The sequence below is a fragment of the Jiella soli genome (assembly GCF_020615385.1).
Taxonomy (GTDB): Bacteria; Pseudomonadota; Alphaproteobacteria; order Rhizobiales; family Rhizobiaceae; genus VKMB-3413.
Map to the genome: position 1 here is coordinate 33,261 of NZ_JAJAVB010000010.1, position 18,117 is coordinate 51,377.

At 65.1% G+C, this 18,117-nt stretch carries 15 protein-coding genes and 1 pseudogene (1 of these 16 cut by a window edge); 11 read left to right on the forward strand and 5 right to left on the reverse strand.

What is annotated here, in order from left to right:
* The 7 genes and pseudogenes from LH400_RS26295 to LH400_RS06665 all read left to right on the forward strand — a co-directional run.
* Window positions 1-270: pseudogene (locus tag LH400_RS26295) on the forward strand (D-alanyl-D-alanine carboxypeptidase family protein) (it extends 898 nt beyond the left edge of the window).
* Window positions 271-292: 22 nt separating this feature from the next.
* A complete protein-coding gene (gene tmk / locus LH400_RS06640; RefSeq protein WP_229151885.1) occupies window positions 293-973 on the forward strand; it encodes a dTMP kinase in 681 nt (226 codons plus the stop codon).
* Window positions 970-2,034, forward strand: a complete 1,065-nt coding sequence (locus tag LH400_RS06645) for a DNA polymerase III subunit delta' (RefSeq protein ID WP_229151886.1) — start codon at window positions 970-972, stop codon at window positions 2,032-2,034. The genes tmk and LH400_RS06645 overlap by 4 nt, the downstream gene beginning before the upstream one ends.
* Before the next feature lie 125 nt (window positions 2,035-2,159).
* Window positions 2,160-3,710 (forward strand): methionine--tRNA ligase, encoded by a 1,551-nt coding sequence (gene metG / locus LH400_RS06650; RefSeq protein ID WP_229151887.1) that lies wholly within the window; start codon window positions 2,160-2,162, stop codon window positions 3,708-3,710.
* Complete coding sequence (locus LH400_RS06655; RefSeq protein WP_229151888.1) at window positions 3,710-4,510, forward strand: TatD family hydrolase; 801 nt, start codon at window positions 3,710-3,712, stop codon at window positions 4,508-4,510. Before metG ends, LH400_RS06655 begins: the two co-directional genes overlap by 1 nt.
* Before the next feature lie 16 nt (window positions 4,511-4,526).
* A complete protein-coding gene (locus tag LH400_RS06660; protein ID WP_229151889.1) occupies window positions 4,527-5,336 on the forward strand; it encodes an MBL fold metallo-hydrolase in 810 nt (269 codons plus the stop codon).
* Window positions 5,333-5,899, forward strand: coding sequence for an NADPH-dependent FMN reductase (locus LH400_RS06665; protein ID WP_229151890.1), 567 nt, complete (start codon window positions 5,333-5,335; stop codon window positions 5,897-5,899). Before LH400_RS06660 ends, LH400_RS06665 begins: the two co-directional genes overlap by 4 nt.
* A 541-nt stretch (window positions 5,900-6,440) precedes the next feature.
* Here the strand turns inward: LH400_RS06665 and glgX are convergent.
* From glgX to pcsA, 3 genes are all read right to left on the reverse strand, one after another.
* The gene (glgX, locus tag LH400_RS06670; protein WP_229151950.1) at window positions 6,441-8,699 is read right to left on the reverse strand and encodes a glycogen debranching protein GlgX; all 2,259 of its coding nucleotides are present in this window, start codon (window positions 8,697-8,699) and stop codon (window positions 6,441-6,443) included.
* A gap of 205 nt (window positions 8,700-8,904) precedes the next feature.
* The gene (locus LH400_RS06675) at window positions 8,905-9,879 is read right to left on the reverse strand and encodes a quinone oxidoreductase family protein (protein WP_229151891.1); all 975 of its coding nucleotides are present in this window, start codon (window positions 9,877-9,879) and stop codon (window positions 8,905-8,907) included.
* A gap of 11 nt (window positions 9,880-9,890) precedes the next feature.
* Window positions 9,891-10,628 carry a phosphatidylcholine synthase gene (gene pcsA / locus LH400_RS06680; RefSeq protein ID WP_229151892.1) on the reverse strand — a complete coding sequence of 246 codons (738 nt, stop codon included), beginning with the start codon at window positions 10,626-10,628 and terminating at the stop codon, window positions 9,891-9,893.
* 143 nt (window positions 10,629-10,771) lie between these two features.
* Between pcsA and LH400_RS06685 the strand changes: the two genes are divergently transcribed.
* Window positions 10,772-11,986 carry a UbiH/UbiF family hydroxylase gene (locus LH400_RS06685; RefSeq protein ID WP_229151893.1) on the forward strand — a complete coding sequence of 405 codons (1,215 nt, stop codon included), beginning with the start codon at window positions 10,772-10,774 and terminating at the stop codon, window positions 11,984-11,986.
* On the opposite strand, the gene LH400_RS06690 is transcribed toward LH400_RS06685, so the two are convergent.
* A complete protein-coding gene (locus tag LH400_RS06690) occupies window positions 11,951-12,916 on the reverse strand; it encodes an AEC family transporter (RefSeq protein WP_229151894.1) in 966 nt (321 codons plus the stop codon). The genes LH400_RS06685 and LH400_RS06690 overlap by 36 nt on opposite strands.
* Window positions 12,917-13,035: 119 nt before the next feature.
* On the opposite strand from LH400_RS06690, the gene hspQ reads away from it, so the two are divergent.
* Window positions 13,036-13,359 (forward strand): heat shock protein HspQ, encoded by a 324-nt coding sequence (gene hspQ / locus LH400_RS06695; RefSeq protein WP_229151895.1) that lies wholly within the window; start codon window positions 13,036-13,038, stop codon window positions 13,357-13,359.
* 171 nt (window positions 13,360-13,530) lie between these two features.
* On the opposite strand, the gene LH400_RS06700 is transcribed toward hspQ, so the two are convergent.
* Window positions 13,531-14,154, reverse strand: coding sequence for an invasion associated locus B family protein (locus LH400_RS06700; protein WP_255616867.1), 624 nt, complete (start codon window positions 14,152-14,154; stop codon window positions 13,531-13,533).
* Window positions 14,155-14,391: 237 nt separating this feature from the next.
* On the opposite strand from LH400_RS06700, the gene LH400_RS06705 reads away from it, so the two are divergent.
* Together LH400_RS06705 and LH400_RS06710 are read left to right on the forward strand one after the other, a co-directional pair.
* Entirely contained in the window at window positions 14,392-16,251 is a 1,860-nt protein-coding gene (locus tag LH400_RS06705; protein WP_370638343.1) for an extracellular solute-binding protein, read from the forward strand.
* Between the two features lie 87 nt (window positions 16,252-16,338).
* A complete protein-coding gene (locus LH400_RS06710; RefSeq protein WP_229151897.1) occupies window positions 16,339-17,928 on the forward strand; it encodes a hypothetical protein in 1,590 nt (529 codons plus the stop codon).
* Window positions 17,929-18,117 lie beyond the last annotated feature (189 nt).

Here is an 18,117-nt window from a genome sequence, read left to right on the forward strand (position 1 = left end):
AGCGTGCCCGTGGTCGCCCCGGCACCGATCGAGGTTCTCGTCCCGCACGAGAACAGCGACCGCGTGTCTGCGCAGATTCGGTATCACGGCCCGCTGATCGCGCCGGTGGAGAAGGGTGCGGAGGTTGCGTCGCTGGACGTGATGGTGGACGACGAAAGGGTGCAGTCGACGCCGCTCGTCGCCGGCACGGCCGTCAGCACCGGAAGCTTCACCGATCGCGCGCTCGGCGCCGCCAAGGAACTCGCATTCGGCTGGGTTCGGGCCTTTTGATGCGAACAAGTCGGGAGAAACCGTGAGCGGCTGCTTCATCACGTTCGAGGGCGGCGAGGGAAGCGGCAAGTCGACCCAGATCGCACAGCTGGCCGCACACCTGCGCGCCGAAGGCCGGTCCGTCGTGATCACACGGGAGCCCGGCGGCTCGCCCGGTGCCGAAGCGATCCGGCACATCATCCTGTCTGGCGCGGCCGAAGAGTTGGGTCCCGAATGGGAAGCGGTTCTGTTCGCCGCCGCCCGGACCGATCACGTCCTGCAGCTGATCAAGCCGGCGCTGGAGCGCGGCGACGTCGTTCTGTGTGACCGCTTTCACGATTCGACCAGGGTCTACCAGTTCCTCGATCCCGCCCTCGACAAGAAGCTGCTCCAGCGGCTGGAACGGGCGGCCCTCTGCGGGCTCTATCCCCACCTCACGATCATCCTCGACGTTCCGGCCGAAATCGGCGGAGACCGGGCCCGCAAGCGGCGCGGCGACCGGGCAGCTGACCGCTTCGAGAAGGACGACCCGAAGGTCCAGGAAGAGCGGCGGCGGGCGTTTCTGAAGATCGCGTCGGACGAGCCCGACCGCTGCGTGGTGATCGACGGCGATCGCTCCGTCGCCGCGGTGGCAAGCGAGATCGCGACCGTCGTCGACGACCGTCTGGAAGCCATGCGCTTCGAAGCGATTGACCGGTCTCTCAACGGCGATCGCAGGCCGTGAGTTCTCTTTGGCAGGACGTTCCGGCTGGCCACGACGATCTCGACCAGGTCGCGCCGCCGCCGGGAACCCTATCGCTTTTCGGACATGAGCGGGCCTGGCATGCGTTGGAGGATGCCCGGACTTCCGGCCGGCTGCATCACGCCTGGCTGCTGCAGGGCCCGCGCGGCATCGGCAAGGCGACAGCCGCATTCGCCTTCGCCCGGGTGCTTGCCGGTGCAGAGAAGCTCGAACCTGCGGGCGAGGCGACGGCGCGCTTTCGGGACGACGATCCGGTGGTGCGGCAGATCGCGATCGGCACGCTGCCCGGGCTCATCCACGTCATGCGTCCACCGGTAGAGCGCGGATCCGGCTTCCGCACTCAGATCACGGTGGAGGAAGTGCGCAAGCTGAACCGATTCTTCCACGCGACCGGCTCCAGCTCCGGCTGGCGGATCGCGATCATCGATCCGGCCGACGACCTCAATCGCAGCGCGGCGAACGCGCTCCTGAAAATGCTGGAGGAGCCGCCGGGGCGATCGGTCTTCCTGATCGCCAACCACACGCCCGGCCGCATCCTGCCGACGATTCGCTCGCGCTGCCGGCTGCTGCGCTTCGAGCCGCTCGGCGAAACCGATCTGAAGCGCGCCGTCTCCTCCGCCGCACCCTCGGTCCAGGCCGCCGAGATCGACGCCGCGCTCAGACTCTGCGAAGGCAGCGTCCGGCAGGCGCTGATGCTGATCGCCAATGGCGGCACCGAGATCAACCGGACGCTCGCGGGGCTGATCGAGGCGTCGGAACCGGACTGGACCGCAATCCAGACAATGGCCGACGCGCTGACGCAAAAGGGGCGTGAGGCGGCCTACGATCTTCTGGTGACGGCGTTTCTCGGCGCACTGGCGGCCGCAAGCGAAAAACGCCTTAAGGCAGGTGACGGCGACGGCGCGGCGGAGCTCGCGCGGCTCTGGCAGGAGGAGACGCGTCGGATATCTGAGGCGGCAGCTTACAATCTCGACCGCAAGCAGACGGTGCTGACGATGTTCGACCGCTACTTTACCCGGCGCCGGACGATCGCTGCCGAGTGATCCGATCTCGGAAGATGGGTCCGGCTTGTCGCCGCCCGATCTGCGGCGTCGATTGAGACCTTCGGGCGAATGCTCTATGTCGCGGGAGACTCATCCTGTCTCGAGCCCATCCGTCGAAAGCGCCAATGGCCGAACGCTTCTACATCACGACGCCGATCTTCTATCCGAACGGCAAGCCGCATATCGGCCACGCCTACACGGCGATCGCGACCGACGTTCTAGCGCGGTTCAAGCGGCTCGACGGCTATGACGTCTTCTTCCTGTCGGGGACCGACGAGCACGGCCAGAAGATGCAGCAGACCGCCGAGGCGGAGGGGCTGACGCCGCTGGCGCTCGCCGATCGCAATTCGACGGTCTTCAAGGAGATGCTCACCGCGCTCGGCTGCTCCAACGACGACTTCATCCGCACGACCGAGGCACGCCATCAGGCGGCCTGCAGCGAGATCTGGCGGCGCATGGAAGCGAATGGCGACATCTATCGCGATCGCTACAGCGGCTGGTACTCGGTGCGCCAGGAAGCCTATTTCGACGAGGCCGAGACCACCCTCGGCCCGGATGGCGTGCGGCGCGAACCGCTCGGCTCGCCAGTCGAATGGAACGAGGAGGAGAGCTATTTTTTCAAGCTCTCGACCTTTCAGGACCGGCTCCTCGCGCTCTATGAGGAGCATCCGGAGTTCATCGGTCCGTCCGAACGCCGCAACGAGGTGATATCCTTCGTCAAATCGGGCCTGCGCGACCTTTCCATCTCACGCACGACCTTCGACTGGGGCATTCCGGTTCCGGACGACCCCAAGCACGTGATGTATGTATGGGTCGATGCGCTGACCAATTATCTGACCGCGACGGGATTTCCGGGCGAGGGGGATCGGACCGCATTCTGGCCGGCGGACATTCACGTTATCGGCAAGGACATCGTCCGCTTCCACACGGTCTACTGGCCCGCTTTCCTGATGTCGGCCGGCCTGCCGCTGCCGAAACGCGTCTTCGCCCACGGCTTCCTTTTCAATCGCGGGGAGAAGATGTCGAAATCGGTCGGCAACGTCATCGATCCCTTCGCGCTGATCGACGTCTACGGCCTCGACCGGCTGCGCTATTTCCTCTTGCGCGAAGTGCCGTTCGGCCAAGACGGCAATTATTCGCACGACGCCATCGTCAACCGGACGAATTCCGAACTTGCCAACGACCTCGGCAATCTCGCTCAGCGTTCACTCTCGATGATCGCCAAGCATTGCGAGGCCAAGGTCCCGCAGCCGGGAGAATTGTCCGCGGCCGATCGCGCCATCATGGAAGCGGCGCACCAGCTTCTGCCCAGGGCGCGCGAGGCGATCGACCGGCAGGAACTCCATGCCGTGCTGGCGGCGGTCATCTCGCTTGTCAGCGAGGCCAATCGCTACTTCGCCGGCCAGGAGCCCTGGGCGCTGCGAAAGACCGATCCCGCGCGCATGGCGACCGTCCTCTACGTGACGGCGGAGATCGTGCGCCGCGCCGCGATCCTGCTCCAGCCCTTCGTGCCGGAAAGCGCGGGCAAGATGCTGAGGACGCTCGGGATCGCCGAGACCGCGCGCAGCTTCACCGAGCTGACGCCGGACGTCGCGCTCAAGCCCGGCGCGCCGTTGCCGCCGCCGCAGCCGGTCTTTCCGCGATTCAACGATACGGTCCCGGACGACGACACCTGATGCAGCCATTCATCGTCGACAGCCACTGCCATCTCGACTTCCCGGATTTCGAGGGCGAGCATGAAGCGCTGATCGCGCGGGCGAAGGATGCCGGCGTCCAGCTCTTCGTGACGATCTCGACCTATGTGTCGCGGATCGAGCGGCTTAAGACCATCATCCGCGCTCATCCGGAGGTCTATGCCTCTGTCGGCACCCATCCCTTGAGCGCCGGCGACGAGCCGGACGTGCCGACGGAAGAGCTGGTCCGGCTGGCCGAAGGCGACGAGAAGATCGTGGCGATCGGCGAAGCCGGCCTCGACTACCATTACGACAAGGCTCCACACGACGTTCAAGCCGCAGTGTTCCGCCGGCACATTGCGGCAGCCCGGGAAACCCAGCTGCCGCTGGTGATCCACGCGCGCGATGCCGACGACGACATGATCGCGATCCTCGAAGAGGAAAGCGGGAAGGGGGCCTTCCCGTTTATCCTGCACTGCTTCTCCTCCGGGCGCGGACTTGCCGAGGTGGGCGTCGCGCTCGGTGGTTACGTCTCCTTCTCCGGCATCCTGACGTTCCGGAGTTCCGACGAGATCCGCTCGATCGCCAGTGACGTTCCGATGGAGCGGCTGCTGGTCGAGACCGACGCGCCCTATCTCGCGCCGCCACCGCATCGCGGCAAGCGCAACGAACCGGCCTTCGTGCGCCACACCGCCGAGGTTCTGGCCGAGGTGAAGGGCGTCGATCTCGAGACGATCGCGAAGACGACCTCGGACAATTTCTTCCGCCTGTTCGCCAAGATTCCCGATCCCCGGCACGCTTGAAGACGAGGCGCCGACGGTGAGCGACATCCTGCGCCTGACCATTCTCGGCTGTTCGTCCTCGCCCGGCGTGCCGCGCATCAACGGCGACTGGGGCGCCTGCGACCCCACGAACCCGAAGAACCGTCGGCTCAGGGCCGCCGCGCTGATCGAGCGGATCGGCGCCGGGGGCAAGACGGTGGTCGCGCTCGACTGCGGCCCGGATTTTCGCGAGCAGATGCTGTCGGCGGCGGTAGACCGTCTCGATGGCGTGGTTTTGACCCATCCGCACGCCGACCACATCCACGGGCTCGACGACCTGCGCGGCTACATGCTGGTGCAGAAGCATCGCGTCGGCGTCCACGCCGACGCGCAAACCTATGAGCGGGTGTTCGAAGCGTTCCGCTACTGCTTCGAGACGCCGCCGGGCAGCAATTATCCGCCGGTGGTCAAGCATGTGCCGATCAAAGCCGGCGAAGTCTTTGCGATCGACGGACCTGGCGGACCGGTCGAAATTCTGCCGTTCGACCAGGTGCATGGATCGATCACCTCGCTCGGCCTGAGGATCGGGCCGTTCGCGTATTGCAGCGATGTCAGCGACTTTCCGCCGCCCGCCACCGCCGCGATCGACGGTGCCCGGCACATCGTCATCGACGCGCTCCAATACCGCCGCCATCCAAGCCATCTCAGCGTCGAGCAGGCGCTTGGCTGGATCGACAGGCTCGGCGTGGAGGCTGCGACGCTGACCCACATGCATACGCCACTCGACTACGAGACGCTGGCGGCCGAACTGCCGGCCCATGTGCGGCCGGCCTATGACGGGCTCGTCATCGAATTACCGCTGGAATGACCCCGGCAGCGCCATCGCAACGCATCCTCGCGATCTGCGGAAGCCTCCGACGCCACTCGCGCAACCGGCTTCTTCTCGAGGCCTTCTGCCGGTATTCTCCGGCTGGTGTCTTGGTCGAGATGGCGCCAGGCCTCGACATGCTGCCGCCGTTCAATCCGGACCACGAGGGCGACGCGGCGCCGGCGGAGTTGGAACACTTCGCGGAACTGGTGACGCGAGCCGACGGGCTGATCATCGCCGCGCCGGAATACGCGCACGGCATTCCCGGCGTCCTGAAGAATGCGCTCGACTGGCTGGTCTCGCGTCCGGAGATCCCAGGCAAGCCGGTCTTGCTCGTTCATGCGAGCACGCGCGGGCTGTTCGTCCGCGAGCATCTTTCGGAAGTGCTGCGCACGATGTCCGTCCGGCTCTTCGACACGGCACCGTTCGAATTGCACCTGATCGGGACATCGCCCGAAGCCGCGAACGCAATCCTTGACCGCGCCGACGTCGTCGAACGCATCCGACTGTCCATCGAAGGCTTTGCCGCGTTCGCCGTCGACTGCGCGGATCTCGACACCTGAGAGAAGAGTGCATGGCTCGGACGACCAGGCAAGCCGCCACGCCAGTTCCCGCCCATCATTGCGTTCCATAATCTATCTTATGCCACTTAGATGTATGGGCGTGTCGGCCCGCCTCTCTGGGTTTGTGCTGTTCTGGACGCGCTCCCTGCGGTTCGTCGGCGCACGGCACAAGCTCCCGACACCCCTCTCCCTCTCTCTCATCCTAGGGCGTGGAGGATCGGAGCGCGGGTTCGAAACCCCGCTCGCCTCATGCGGCCGCTTCAGCTATAGGGCTGGCCCGTGTCGGCCCGCCGTCAGCGGCGCGGGCTGTGCGCCGCTGGTCAGTGGATGCTGCAGCGTGCCGTGCCGCCACCGCGCGGCATCCCGGGGCTGCGGATCAATGTCTTTGCACCGAACAGCCAGACGCAGCTGCGTTCGCAGCGTGCGGCGGTACGTGACCGTCCACGCAATCGCACGCGCTTCGTCGCCGACCTCACGAACGAAAAAGGCCGGCCGCTCTCGCAGCCGGCCTTATGCCGATTTCACAGCCGTGGGGCGTTCGTCAGAGCCGCAGGCGGTCGCCTGCCGATCGGGCAAACGCTTCGGAGACATGGGCGAACGAACGCCGAGCCTCGTCCTTCGCACCGTCGCCGTCGACCGGCTCGAGCATGAACACGAGGAAAGATCGGCCCGTCGCCATGTAGGCGTCGCCGAATTCGAACGGTGCCAGCTCTTCGCGCTCCGGGAGGTTCGTGTCGATGACGTTTCGCCAGCGGAGCCCGCCGTTGGCTTCCGGCAGCGTGAAATTCACGACGTCGTCATGCGCGTTCATGATGATGAGCATGGTGGCGTCCGTCCCTGGACGCCTGATGCCGGTCGACTGCGCGCGTCCGTCGAGGAGCACGCCGAAGCACCGTGCCTCGGGATCCTGCCAGTTGGCGTCCTCGAACTCGTCGCCCGACGGCGTGATCCAGGCCACGTCCTTGACGCCGAGTTCCTCATCGAAGGTACCGTGCAGAAACGTCCCGCGGCGGAGCATGGCGAGCGACTGGCGCAGCATGATCAGCTTCTGGACGAATTCGGCGAGTTCCCGGCTCTTCGGCGTGATCTTCCAATCCACCCAGCCGATCTCGTTGTCCTGGGCATAGGCATTGTTGTTGCCGCCTTGCGTGCGGGCGAATTCGTCGCCGGCGAGGATCATCGGCGTGCCGCGGGAGAACAGCAGCGTCGCGAACAGATTGCGCAGCTGACGGAAGCGGATCTCGTTGATCTCTTCATCGTCGGTGAGACCCTCGGCACCGTAATTGTACGAGATGTTGTGGTCGTGGCCGTCGTTGTTGTCCTCGCCGTTCGCCTCGTTGTGCTTCTCGTTGTAGCTGACGAGATCGTGCAGCGTGAAGCCGTCATGGGCGGTGATGAAATTGACCGAGGCCCACGGCTTGCGGCCGCGCTTGTCGAAGAGATCGGCCGAGGCCGAGATCTTGCTGGCGACCTCGGGGACCATCGCGTCGTCGCCGCGCCAATAGGCCCGGACCGTGTCGCGGAATCCGTCGTTCCACTCCGCCCAGCCGGGCGGAAAGCGGCCGACCTGATAGCCGCCCGGTCCGCAATCCCATGGCTCGGCGATCATCTTGACCTCGGTCAGCAGCGGGTCCTGCATGCAGGCGTGAAGGAAGCTCGACTCCTCGGAGAAGCCCGTCGGCTCGCGCGCGAGAATCGTCGCGAGATCGAAGCGGAAGCCGTCGACCCGCATGTCGCCGGCCCAATAGCGAAGCGAGTCCGTGACGAGTTGCATCACCCGTGGATGCGACGTATTGACCGTGTTCCCGGTGCCGGTATCGTTGATGTAGTAGCGATTCTGATCGGGAAGCAGCCGATAATAGGCGGCATTGTCGATGCCCTTGAAGGAGAGCGTCGGCCCCTTCTCGTTGCCTTCGGCGGTATGGTTGTAGACGACGTCGAGGATCACCTCGAGTCCGGCATGATGGAACGCCGAGACCAGCTCCTTGAACTCGGCGACCGAGTTGCTCGCGAGATAGCGCGGGTCGGGCGCGAAGAAGCCGATCGTGTTGTAGCCCCAATAGTTCCGCAGCCCCTTGTCAACGAGATAGCTGTCATCGACGAATGCGTGGATCGGCAGCAGTTCGACCGAGGTGACGCCGAGGCTGCGGACATAGTCGACGACCTCGCGGGTCATCAGCCCAGCGAACTTTCCGCGATCGTTTTCGGCGACGCTCGGATGGCGCTGGGTGAAGCCCTTGACGTGGGTCTCGTAGAAGATCGTCCGATCCCAGGGAACGCGCGGCGCCCGCTCGTCGCCCCAGGTGAAGGCCGGGTCGATCACCCGGCACTTCGGCACGAAGGGGGCGGAATCGCGCTCGTCGAAGGACAGATCCTCGTCCTGATGGCCGATCGTGTAGCCGAACAGCGCATGATCCCAGGTGAGGCTGCCGATATGCTGCTTGGCATAGGGGTCGAGCAGCAGCTTATTCGGGTTGAAGCGATGCCCGGCGTCCGGCTCATAAGGTCCGTAGACCCGATAGCCGTAGATCATACCCGGCCGGGCCTCCCTCAGATAGCCGTGATAGATCTCGTTGGTGTATTCCGGCAACTCGATGCGTTCGACTTCCTGCTTGCCCTCCGGGTCGAAGATGCACAGCTCGACCTTGGTGGCATTGGCGGAGAAGATCGCGAAATTGACCCCAATCCCGTCCCAGGTGGCGCCAAGCGGGAAGGGACGGCCCTCCCCGATCCGGCTGCGCCGGACGCCTGGCTTCGGCACATAGCTGCTGGTGGTATTGGGAGTGATGTGGATCGTCACAGGATTTTCGCTCACGTAGAGAGTTCAGTCCAGTTACAAGCGCGAATCGGCCGGACGCGTTCCCGCAACCGCAAAACTTCCGCCGTCGCTGATGATCACGGCCGAGGCGGCGTCCCGTCATCTGCCAACGCCGGGAGCCGCATTTATCGGACGACGGTTCATCCGCTGCCCGCTTCGCCGGTCACCGAGACGATGACGCCGAGCGTTAGATCGTCAGGATCGTCGCGCCGGTGGTCTTGCGCGCCTCGAGATCGCGATGCGCCTGCTGCGCCTCGGCCAGCGGGTAGCTCTGGCCGATCTCGATCTTCACCGCGCCGGAGGCGATGACGTCGAACAGCGCCTTGGCTGAGGCCTCCAGATCCTCACGGGTCGCGACATAGTTGAATAGCGTCGGACGCGTGGCGTAGAGCGAGCCCTTCTGGTTGAGGATCGCCAGATCGATCTCCGGCAGCTTGCCCGAGGACTGGCCGAACGTCACCCAGAGCCCGCGCGGCTTGAGACAGTCGAGGCTGGCCGGGAAGGTGTCCTTGCCGACTGAATCGTAGACGACATCGCATTTGCGACCGTCGGTGATCTCCTTCACCCGGGCGACGAAGTCTTCCTCGTTGTAATTGATGACGTGGTCGTAGCCGTGCTTCAGCGCCAGCTCGCATTTTTCAGGCGAGCCTGCCGTGCCGATCACGGTGGCGCCGAGATGCTTAGCCCACTGGCCAGCGATGAGCCCCACGCCACCGGCTGCGGCATGAAACAGGAGCACGGTCTCCGGCCCCACCTTGTAGGTCCGCCGCAGGAGGTATTCCGCTGTCATGCCCTTCAGCATCACGGCCGCGGCCGTCTTAAGCTCTATGGCGTCGGGCACCGATACGGCCCGCTCCGCGTCGACCACGATCCGTTCGGCATAGGCGCCGTTCACGCCGTTATAGGCCACGCGGTCGCCAATCTTGAAGCGCGTCACGCCCTCGCCGACCTCCGCGACGATCCCGGCACCCTCCTTGCCGAGCACGAAGGGCAGCTTGTCGGACTTGTAGAGGCCGGTGCGGAAATACACGTCGATGAAGTTGAGCCCGGCTGCCTCCTGTTCGACCAGGATCTCCCCCCTTCCCGGCCGGCCCGGATCGTGGTCTTCGAAGGACAGGACTTCGGGTCCGCCGAGTTCGTGGACGACGATGGCCTTGCTCATGCTCTCTCTCCCTAGTCGATGTCTCGGCGATGCGCGCCGCCCGACAGCCGGTCGGCCAGCTGCAGAATGCCGCCGATTGCGAACAGATAGAGGCTTGTCGCCGCAAGTCCCCACCGTGCCCATTCCGGGGTGTCGAAATCGGCGAGGAGCGCCACGAGGCCCAACACCGACCAGGCGGCGACGATTGCGAGATTGAGGCCCCGCAGCCGCGCGACGCGCACCGGATGCAGAAACTTGATCGGCAGGAAGGTCAGGGCCGCGCACAGGACGACGAAGCCGAAAGCGACCCATTCCGGAGGCCGGATCGCGAACAGGGCGAAGACCAGCATGTTCCAGGCGACGGGGAAACCGCGAAAGAAGTTGTCCTTCGTCTTCATGCGCGTGTCAGCATAATAGACCGCGGCCGAGACGACGATGAGGCCCGCCGCGACCCCGGACAAGGGTTCTCCGATCAGCCCGGAGAGGTAGAGCGCCACCGCGGGGATCATCACGAAGGTGGCGTAGTCGATGATCGAATCGAGAAGATCTCCCGACCAGTTCGGCAACAGCCGCTTGACGTCGATCTTGCGGGCGAGCGGACCGTCGATCCCGTCGATGAACAGCGCGAGGCCGAGCCAGGCGAAGACACCCACCCAGCGACGTTCAGCCGCGGCGATCAAGGCCATGAAGGCGAAGAACGCACCGCTCGCGGTCAGAAGGTGGATGGCGAAGGCGCGCCAACGTGCGAATTGGGTGACATCGTCTGCCATGAAATTCTGCTGATCGTCCTCTTTGGCCGAAGGCCCACCATCGGCCATTGTCATCCGCTGTAGCGTTCGTATGTGCCGAATGAAAGCGCAACCCGTCGGAACGACCGGCGGAATGCATGGCCGAAGAGAGGAGATCACCGGAAATGTCGATCGAGCGAAGGGAAATCGCGGTCGTCGGTGGCGGACTGGCAGGAACGGCAACCGCGCTTGGCTTTGCGGCCAAGGGGTTCGACACCGTTCTCATTGCCCCGGAGACCGCGGCGGATGCGCGCAGTTCCGCTCTGCTGGGCCGGTCGGTCGCCTTCCTCTCCGAATTCGGCATCATGGAAGCGCTGGCCGGAAAGGCCGCGCCCCTGTCGGTCATGCGGCTCGTCGACGATACCGGCGGGCTCCTGCGCGCGCCGACCGTGGAGTTCCACGCGAGCGAAATCGGCCTGTCGGCGTTCGGCTACAATGTCCTCAACCGCGATCTCGGCGACGCCCTGCAAGAGAGGATGGCCTCGGAAACCAATCTCGAGCGGTGCAACGCCAAGGCCGTCGGATTCGAGCCGGGAGAAGCCAATGCGATCGTCACGCTCGACGACGGCTCGCGCTATGCGGTCGATTTGGTCGTCGCCGCAGACGGCCGCCGTTCGCCGATCCGCGAGGCGGCGGGGATTTCGGTCAGGCAATGGCACTATCCGCAGACCGCCATCGTGTTCAATTTCGAGCATGCGGTCGATCACCGGTCGGTCTCGACCGAGTTCCACACGCGGTCCGGACCTGTGACGCAGGTTCCGTTGCCCGGGCGCCGCTCCTCTCTCGTCTGGGTGGAGGACCCCAAGCTCGCCGAACTCTATGCGGACCTTCGGCTGGAAAAACTCTCGGAGACGGTGGCGGACAAGCTCCACTGGATCCTCGGACGTGTCACGGTCGAAGAGCCGATCCAGCGATTTCCGCTGGGCGGCGCCGTCGTCGACCGGCTCACCGGCGATCGCCTGGCGCTCGTCGGCGAGGCCGGCCACGCCTTCCCGCCGATCGGCGCGCAGGGGCTCAATCTCGGCCTGCGGGACGGGGAAGCGATCGTCCGATTTGCCCTCGAAAGCCGGGACGATCCCGGTCGGCGCGTGACGCTCCTGCGCTACGAGGCCGCGCGCAAGGCAGATATTCGCTCCCGCACGCTGGGCGTCGACCTCCTCAACCGGTCCTTGCTGGCCGGCATGCTGCCGATGCAGCTGGCACGCTCGGCAGGCCTGGCCGCCATGAGCAGGGTGCCGTTCCTGCGCCAGTTCGCCATGCGCGAAGGGCTTTCGCCCGGCGCCGGCCTGATGGGCGTCCCGCGTTCAGTACGCAAATGGATCGGCGGGGATCATGCCTGAAGCGATCAGGTAGAGCAGAAGCGTCACCGTCGCGGCCGAGATCACCGTCGTGACCAGAACGGCGGCGGAGGCGCGCTCGACCCACACGTCGTATTGCTGGGCGATGACGAAGACGTTGGTGGCGGTCGGCAAGCTGGCGAGAAGCATGGCGCTTTTCACCCAGACCGGGTCGAAGGAGCCGAAGAGCCCGAGCAGCAACCAGACCGCCACGGGGTGGAGGACCAGCTTCAGCGGCACGATGAAGCCGAGTTCCAGCGGCACCCGCCTGAGCGGACGCAGCGCCAAGGTAACGCCCATGGCGAACAGCGCGCAAGGGGCTGCCGCTCCCGAGAGGAGACCCAGGAACCGGTCGACCGGTGCCGGCGGAGCCGCGCCAAGGATCGCGGCGCCGACGCCGACGATCGTCGCGATAATGAACGGATGGGTGAAGATCTTGGCGAGGACCTGCAGCGCGATCGCGCCCGCCGATCCACGACGCTCGCCGCCGATCGCCATCAAGAGCGGCGCCATGACGAAGTGCAGCGTGTTGTCGAAGCAGAAGATCAAAGCGACCGGCACCGCCGCATCCGGCCCCAGCGCGACCAGCGCGAGCCCCGGCCCCATATAGCCGATATTGCCATAGGCGCTGGCAAGGCCCTGGATCGTGGAGGCCGGCACGTCTCCACGACTGCGCAAGAGCGCGATGCCGAGGCCGATCACGAAGATCGAGAACGTTCCGAGAGTGGTCGCTGCGACGAACCCGATGCTGGCGAGTTTCTCCACCGGCGTCTTCGACAACAGCTGGAAGAACAGCGCCGGCAGCGCGATATAGATGATGAAGACGTTGAGCCAGGCGAGGCCGTCGAGGGGATGGCGAACCAGTCGGCCTGCGAGAAAACCGAGCCCGATGAGGGCGAAGAAGGGCGAAATCAGGCCGACGATCTGAATCAAGGCTGCAGGATCCGAGACGTTGAACGCAATTTCGACCACGGCCCGGCTTGGCAAACGAGTGCTTGCCTCTCAGCCACGAGTCTGGCTAAGGGCTGGGGGTTAACGGAGTGACGTGGGCAATGCAAACAGCCCGGTTTTCAATCGGCCAGATCGTCCGCCACCGGATCTATCCGTTTCGTGGCGTGATCTTCGATGTCGACCCGGAATTCGGCAATACCGAAGAGTGGTATCAGGCCATCCCCGAGGGGATGCGTCCGCGCAAGGACCAGCCCTTCTACCATCTCTTCGCCGAGAACTCCGAGAGCGAGTACATCGCCTATGTCTCGGAGCAGAATCTGGTGCCCGACGAGAACGATGCGCCGATCCGCCATCCGCAGGTGAAGGATGTCTTCGACGGGCCGGTGGAAGGCACCTATCGGCTGAAGGGTTCCCGGCGGAACTGACCCGTTCGGGCGCCCTGGTTTGTCGGTCGACGTCTGCGGTTGTCCGACTGCGGCCGTCAGACCATCTGCCGCGACCCGCGGCCACGGTCTTCGAACGGAAGCCGAAGTGCGCGGCAAAAAAAGGGCGCCGCAGCGCCCTCCCCGATATCCTGATTATGACCCGCAGGCGGCCTACTGCGCCTTGGTATCGCCGGCGCTCTGCTTGGCGGCGTTCTGAGCGTCCTCGAACTTCTTGCGCCGCTCCTCGGCCTGCTTCTTCAGCGCCTCGTTCAGTTCCTTCTGGCGCTGCGCGAGTTCTGGCTGGGCCTTGGGCGGACCGTCATAGGCGTCGGTGAAGCCCGACAGCGTGACCGGAATCGGGTTCGCCTGACGCTGGAAGTTGATCGAGGTCACGACCATCTGGCTCCCCTTCTTCATCGAGCTGACGAGCGTATCGGAGAGCTCGGCTTCTGCGATGCAGCGATTGGGGAAGCAGACGGAATAGTTCAACGTCACCGGCTGGCCGTTGTCGATCTTGATCTGGACACCGGCCGGAATGACCCGCCCGGACGGCACGACCGCCTGGATCACCTTCTGGTTGACCTTGCCCTTGACGCTGATCAGATTGACCGCGGTGATCAACTGCCGGGTATCCGCGAACAGCGTGTACTGCGTGTTGCAGATCTCGTTCTCGCCCTGGGTCGAGCAGACCTTGAACCATTCGGTCGGCGCCGCCTGGGGAGCCTGATTGTCCGGGGCCGCGTTCTGAGCCTCGGCGGCCGAGAGACCGGCGACGAGGGACACCATGGCGAGCATGCCGGCGGCGATGGTCGAGGTGGAAGCGGTCAACAAGCGGTGTGTCACGGCCTCACATCCTTTCGGGGCGTATCTGGGTGAATTCGACTGTTCCTTAACGGCCCCGCACCTCTTTCGCAAATGAGGCCGTTTGAAGGCTCCGATGCGGGCGGCGCAACGGGCTCGTGGCGGTATGCAAAGCGCTTGGACACCGCTAGAATCGCGCAGATTGAATCAAACGGAGCTGTGTCAGCCGCAATGCGGACTACTCCCCTCGCCCTGCCGCGGATGCGATTCGCGGCGTCCGTCCTCTTGGTTTGCGCCACCGCCTTCTCCTTCGTCTCGGCGGCCGGCGCCGAGCCGATGCATGCCATCGCGATGCAGGGCGAGCCCGCTCTTCCGGCCGGGTTCGATCACCTTCCCTATGTCAATCCCGACGCCCCGCAGGGCGGCACGATGCATTACGGCTTCTTCGGAACCTTCGACAATCTGAACCCGATCATCGTCAAGGGTGCCCTGACCACCGCCCGCGGCATCTGGCTCGACCGCGATATCGGCAATCTCGTCTTCGAGCCGCTGATGCAGCGCTCGCCCGATGAGCCCTTCACGATGTACGGCCTGATCGCCAAGACAGTGGAGACGGATCCCGACCGGACCTTCGTGGAATTCCAGCTCGATCCCCGGGCGAAATTCTCCGACGGCGTTCCGGTGACGCCCGAAGACGTCATCTGGACGGTGAAGATGCTGCGCGAATACGGGCGGCCGATGTACGCAAACTGGCTGCGCCCGGCGGTGAAGATCGAGAAGGTCGGCGATGACGGCGTCCGCTTCAGCTTCGACGATACCGCGGACCGCGAGACGCCGCTCCTGATCTCCGGCCTCCCGGTGCTTCCCAAGCACGCCTTCGACGAGAAGGACTTCAACAATACGACGCTGCAGCCGGTGATTGGCTCCGGCCCCTATGTCATCGCCGACGTCAAGCCGGGCCAGCAGATCACCTACAAGAGGAATCCCGACTATTGGGCGAAGGACCTGCCCATCAAGCAGGGCATCGATAATTACGACACCATCGTCATCGACTACTTCCGCGACCCGAACGCGCAGTTCGAGGCCTTCAAGAAGGGCATCACCTATGTCTATGCGGAGGGGAGCCCGACCCACTGGAAAACCGCCTACGACTTTCCGGCTGCGAAGAACGGCGAGGTCGTGAAGGAGAGCTTTTCCAGCGGCGCGCCGTCCAACATGCTCGCCTTCGTGTTCAACACCCGCCGCCCGGTGTTTGAGGACAAGGCGGTGCGCAAGGCGCTGGCCATGCTGTTCGACTTCGAATGGGCAAACAAGAACCTGTTCGACGGCGCCTATGCCCGGACCGCGAGCTTCTTCCAGAACTCCGAATTGTCGAGCGTCGGCAAGCCCGCCAGCGCGGCTGAGAAGGCGTTGCTTTCGCAGAGCCATGCCGACGTCGAGCCCGACGTGATGGCCGGCACCTACGCCCCGACCGTGACCGACGGGTCGGGAAGCGACCGCAAGGTCCTCGCCGCGGCCGTGCGCCAGCTGCAGTCGGCCGGCTACGACTTCAAGGGACGCAAGCTCGTCGGGCCGGACGGAAATCCGCTCTCCTTCGAGATCATGGTGCAGAGCGCCGACCAAGAGAAGATCGCCCTCGCCTATCAGAGGACGCTCGAGCGGGTCGGGATCGACGCGTCGGTCCGCCAGGTCGACGACGCCCAGTACCAGGCGCGCAAGAACGGGTTCGACTTCGACATGATCATCACGACCTATTCGGCATCGCTTTCGCCAGGCGCCGAACAGGTCTATCGCTGGGGCTCGGCGGCCAAGGACGTCAACGGCACGTTCAACTATGCCGGCGCCGCTGATCCTGCGCTCGATGCGCTGATCAATGACATCGTCACCACGCGATCGCGCGAGGACTTCGTTATGGCGGTGCGGGCCTACGACCGGGCGCTCATCTCGGGGTATTATGTCGTGCCGCTCTATCATCTGCCCGAGCAATGGCTGGCGCGCTGGCGCTTCATCAAGCATCCGGAGACGACGCCGCTCTACGGCTACCAGTTGTCGACGTTTTGGCGCGACCCGGCGAGCCTGACGACGAACTGACGGAGACAACAGGCGGGAAGGCAGGAAGGACGCCTTCGCCGCCAGGGCATCGCCCAGCACCTGCGAGGATGACGAGGGAGCCGGAACATGGCGCGACGCAAACCGCAGCCGAACCAGATCGCGCTCTATGCGCGGCTGTTGACGGAGGTGGCCGACGGCGGCCCGGTGTCGCCGCGACTCGGCCAGATGGAGGCGGACATTCTGTCCGACCCCAACCTCTGCGTCGATGCTCTGGGGCAGTTCGCCAGCCTTCCGGACGGTGTCGAAGACGAGAACTGCCCCGGCTATCTGATGCTGATGACGACGTGGCTGTCGGTCCTGCGCCACGAGGCGGAAGCGGGAAACCCGGGCGCGCGTAACGTGATCGCCGCGTTCCAGCGCCATCTCGCCGAGCTTTCGGACACCACCATTGACGGCGAGACGTTTCTCGCCGTGACGATGGCGCTGAGCGAGGCAGGCATTCCCGCCTCCCCGGAAGTCCAACTGGCCATGGCCGAGGTCGCCGAGGACTTCGCCGACGAAGAGAGCATGGGCGACGCGGACTGGGACCAAGGACTCTCGTCCGCCTTGAGCGGCATTGCGGAACTGGCGGCGGACGATCCCTTCGCCTTCATTGCGATGCTGATGCAGGCAGGACATGCCATGCCGGTCGACGCCAAGGCGGCGATGGCCGGTGCATTGGCAGGAAACGAGAACACTGCGGCCGCGGCGGTCCTCCTGCTGCTCGATCCGGTTCCGGAGGTCCGACGCGCGGCAGCCGAAGCTCTGGCCCTCGGCGCCAACCGTCTCGACGGGGTGTCGGTACGACGTCTGATCGCCCTGCGGAACTGGGTGCCGGCCGCAGAACGCAGCGCGATCGATGCGCTCGTCCGCAAGGCCCGTTCCGCCGGTGTGGATTGCGCCGCTTGGCCTGAGGATCGCCTCGAAGGGATCAACTCCTCCTCGCTCGACGGGAGCGGATCGCAGGGGTTTCTGATCGTCACCAAGGAGGGGCGCAAGCGATCCCTGTCCTCGATCCTGACGAAACATGGTGTCAGCGACGCCTGGACGACTGCGCAGAGCAAGGCCGAGATCACGGCGATTCTGGCGACAGCCCGCCGGGAGAGCGGTCTCCTCGCCGTCTCGCGGTCCTATCTCGATCGGTCAGTCCGCCATCATCTCCATGTCGGGCTCGACACACACGATCTGCCGCCTCCGGCAGGTCTCATCGAGATCGCCGAGCGGATCGGTGCGAACGACTGGACCCCCCGGTGCTTCGATTGGCGGGCCGAACTCGCCACGCTCGTCGCCGATCTGTCCGAAAAGGACGAACGGCATCAGCGGCAGGTGCTGCAGCAAAGTGAATTCTGGACCGTTCATGACCCGATGGTGGACTCCTGGTTCGAGGATGGTCCGGCGGTGTCGCAGGCGCTCGCCGACTTCAAGCGACCGGACCCGAAGCGACTTGGCGATGCCAGTCGCGCCGTGCTGACGAACGTCGTCGAGCCGGCGCGCGACAAATGGGCGGAGCACTTCGTGTGGATTGCACTGCGTCTGCGCGAATCCGCCAAACCGGACCCGATCTGGGAGCGGTTTGCGATCCTGGCTCACGCGCTGACCGCCGGAACGCCTCTGTCGGAAATCGCCGTGATGGAGGCCATCGCCACTCGCACCGTCGAGGCCGCCTGGCAGCGCTGAGCCACTGGCCGGACGAGAAGACTTGAGCCGCTCCGCCGATCCTGTTCGCGCCCGGGCCATCGGGCATGGAGCGACCGATGAAAGAAATCGCGACGGAGCTCCCGCCTTTCGGCGCCCGCCAGTGCCGCGAGATCGTCGGCCTTGACGAAGTCTCCCCGGCGCACGGCTCTGGGCGGAGCTCCCCGCTTC

Bases quoted from the DNA above. Each gene is read 5' to 3' on its own strand.
- pcsA (WP_229151892.1), bottom strand. From the start codon at position 10,628: ATGGCAGACGATGTCACCCAATTCGCACGTTGGCGCGCCTTCGCCATC.
- LH400_RS06710 (WP_229151897.1), top strand. From the start codon at position 16,339: ATGGCGCGACGCAAACCGCAGCCGAACCAGATCGCGCTCTATGCGCGG.
- LH400_RS06675 (WP_229151891.1), bottom strand. From the start codon at position 9,879: ATGAGCAAGGCCATCGTCGTCCACGAACTCGGCGGACCCGAAGTCCTG.
- LH400_RS06655 (WP_229151888.1), top strand. From the start codon at position 3,710: ATGCAGCCATTCATCGTCGACAGCCACTGCCATCTCGACTTCCCGGAT.
- metG (WP_229151887.1), top strand. From the start codon at position 2,160: ATGGCCGAACGCTTCTACATCACGACGCCGATCTTCTATCCGAACGGC.
- LH400_RS06665 (WP_229151890.1), top strand. From the start codon at position 5,333: ATGACCCCGGCAGCGCCATCGCAACGCATCCTCGCGATCTGCGGAAGC.
- LH400_RS06700 (WP_255616867.1), bottom strand. From the start codon at position 14,154: ATGCTCGCCATGGTGTCCCTCGTCGCCGGTCTCTCGGCCGCCGAGGCT.
- LH400_RS06705 (WP_370638343.1), top strand. From the start codon at position 14,392: ATGCGGACTACTCCCCTCGCCCTGCCGCGGATGCGATTCGCGGCGTCC.
- LH400_RS06685 (WP_229151893.1), top strand. From the start codon at position 10,772: ATGTCGATCGAGCGAAGGGAAATCGCGGTCGTCGGTGGCGGACTGGCA.
- hspQ (WP_229151895.1), top strand. From the start codon at position 13,036: ATGCAAACAGCCCGGTTTTCAATCGGCCAGATCGTCCGCCACCGGATC.